General features: G+C 33.0%; 3 protein-coding genes. All 3 read left to right on the top strand.

What is annotated here, in order from left to right; translation table 11 throughout:
- Positions 1-315, top strand: a 315-nt coding sequence (locus HNR31_RS18390; RefSeq protein WP_181557614.1) for a transposase, incomplete at its 5' end; no start/stop codon positions are given.
- 447 nt (positions 316-762) lie between these two features.
- A complete protein-coding gene (locus HNR31_RS18385) occupies positions 763-1323 on the top strand; it encodes a hypothetical protein (protein ID WP_181557613.1) in 561 nt (186 codons plus the stop codon).
- A 63-nt stretch (positions 1324-1386) separates the two neighbouring features.
- Complete coding sequence (locus HNR31_RS18380; protein ID WP_309505751.1) at positions 1387-2460, top strand: hypothetical protein; 1074 nt, start codon at positions 1387-1389, stop codon at positions 2458-2460.
- Positions 2461-2870: the final 410 nt, after the last annotated feature.

Here is a 2870-nt window from a genome sequence, read left to right as displayed (position 1 = left end):
ACATTGGACCAGTATCCAGATCAACATGTCGTGATGGTCTTGGATAACGCAAAAATTCATCATGCCAAAGTTCTTCAGCCTTTTTTACAGGAGCGTGAAGAGCAGTTAACTTTTGTATTCTTACCCCCTTATTCGCCGAATTTAAATTTAGTTGAACGAATTTGGGGCTGGCTGAAAGAAAGTGTCATTGCCAATCGGTTCCATCCCACTCGAAAGGAGTTGAGAGAATCGATTGTTTCGTTTTTGGAGTACCTTTCTGAATTTCCAGAAAGAGTGCTCCAGCGCATCGGACAGGTGGTTATGTCGGAAAATTAATCTGAATCTATATAGAGACGCTACAATAAAACTAATTAACATTTAGGGAGTGTCTAATGTGGGAAAAAGTCTTGATAAATAATTTAAACTTTATACTGTCAAACTAGTGAAATACCATCTCCGAAACAACTCAGCAACTAGATGATTTCGATATTTAAAAACGGCTATGTCCAATTAGTAGTCAATGAGATTGAGAACTAGTTAAATGGTATCGAATGATTGGAACTTATAACGAGGTAGAAAAGAAAGAAATCGAAAGGTTTCTTCCTTTTTTAGAAACCAATTATTTTTGATGGAAGTCGTAAGAAATTCTTGGGTCTGAGTATAACTAAGGCAGTTAATTAAAAGAATGTAATATAAAGTATATTTTTTGAAAATTTACTATTGAGAGTTTATTTTTAATAATTTATAATGAAATTGTAAAAAATAAGAAATGGAGGATAGGAAATGAAGAAAATGAAGTTTTTGAAATTCGGACTTGCCACAGCCTTGTCCGCTTCTTTGATTTCTTTTTCTTCAGGAGGAGTTTTTGCAGAAGAGAATAAAGACAGTGTTTCAAAATTATGGGAAAATGCCATCCATTATAGCAATGAAGCAAACTTGAGAGCAGTAGTAGAAAACGGAAAAGTGACGGCTCAAGGATCAATTTCTATATCCACAGTAGGGACAGGCTCCACGTATATTTATGTTTCAGAATCTTCGGCATCTTCGTCGATAAAAGGAATTACTCCAAATGCGTATCCTGTTAGTGAAGTGCAGGCTGTTGGAAAAACGACGAGTAAAGTTACTCTTTCATCTCATGGAGTAACTACGACGTTAATGCTTAATGGAAACTCTCTAGGTACTAAGCAAGATACTGGGTTAGGAAAAACTACTGATACAGCAACAGTTTCTCATTATCCAGGAAGTGTTCCTTCTGGATGGGAATATCGAGCTACTTCTCATCACACATTATCAACTTCTACTAATACGTATATGGCTGATACAGGAGATAGTATAAGATTTTAATAAAAACTAAAAGCTCAAAATGCCTCGGCATTTTGAGCTTTTTCATCAAGGTGAAAACGGAAGGTGGAAAATGATAAAATGGGTCGAAAAAAAAGCTATTTGATTATAGCACTCATCATGCTTTCTGTATTGCTGTTTTCAGGATGCAATAATTTTTTAAAAAAAGAAAATGAAAAAGAAAGTGAAAAAGAAAATAGACAACCCTTACATACAAGTGATACTATCTCTTTCCATGAAAATGAACATTTTATTATACCAAATAATGCGCAGGAACAGCTTGGATTTATTCCTGATACCGCAACTTCATTTACAGTTGATTCGAAACTGAAAAAAAAGTGGATGATTGATAATGAATCGGTTGATATTGTTTCTTTAAAATCTGGAATGAAACAATTCACGTTCAACTTTATCATTGATAGTCTAAAAGATAGAGATCGTCACTTTCGTCTGTTTATTTTCCATAATCAAAAATTTATCAAATTTTCGATTAACAATAAAAAATATACGTATTATGATATTCATATGAAAGGAAACGGATCCTTAAAAATTCCGATTCGTGTCCAAGTATCAAATAATTATGATTTTAGTGAGTATTTGCCTATTTTAATTGATAAAGATCAAAAACAATTTTTTACGGAAAACATACCTGTAACGAAGGTATTAGTAAGTAAAAGAAATAAAAATGATTTCTCTAAAATATCATCACATATAAAATTGGATAATGTTCAAAAGATATTTAAGAAGGAAAACAGTAAAAGCAACGAGTTTGGTCTGCCATCTGTTGTTTTGTTAAATGATCGTTTCACTCCTTTAAAAGTAGAAGAGGTTAATAAAGCACGGTATGTTCGAATTGATCAAAGTCCGCACAAAATGGTGGAGGAGATCATGTTTTTTGATATGGAAGGAAATATATATGGAGTAAGAGGAAAACAATCTCTTTCTTATACGCTTGAACAACCAAAAGATCAGGATTTTATCATCCCTATTCCAAAAGAAATCACTTCATCTAGCAAAGAGCGGTTTTTCTTGTTAATTAACAACAATCCAAGAGAAGAAAGTTTTATTCATCTAAATGATATAAAAAAAGGAAAAAGCAATGTTTTTCTAAACTTTGCCAATCTGTATGAAATACGATAAGGTTTATGAAACAACTAGAAGAAAAGAGGTGAATTTTAGGAGGTTTCCTCCTATTTTCACCATGAAAGTAAAATATCCTTAACAAGTTACTTGTTTTGATACCTGGGTATCTCCTAACATTTTTTGAATAAGGAAAAAGCTAAAGGGCGCACATTCGAGGGAAGAGTCTTAAATGTTTTGAAAAAACATTTAATATTATGTAGAGAAAAAAGTGACAGAAAAACGGCAGATTTTTGACAGAAAGACGACAGAATATTTCTGTTTAGACGTGTTATGATGATAGCGTGAGATATTTTGAAGCAGGACGTCACTCCGATGAAGTGACCCCTGTCAAGTAGACAGGAATAAAAAAGAACATTTAAGCAGCCTGAGTCCTATATTCATAAGGACTCAGGTTGTTTAATTTTTTT

It is taken from the genome of Thermaerobacillus caldiproteolyticus (assembly GCF_013761245.1).
GTDB lineage: Bacteria > Bacillota > Bacilli > Bacillales > Anoxybacillaceae > Thermaerobacillus > Thermaerobacillus caldiproteolyticus.
Note: the sequence above shows the minus strand (reverse complement) of the source record. Positions and strands in the feature narration are given on the sequence as shown.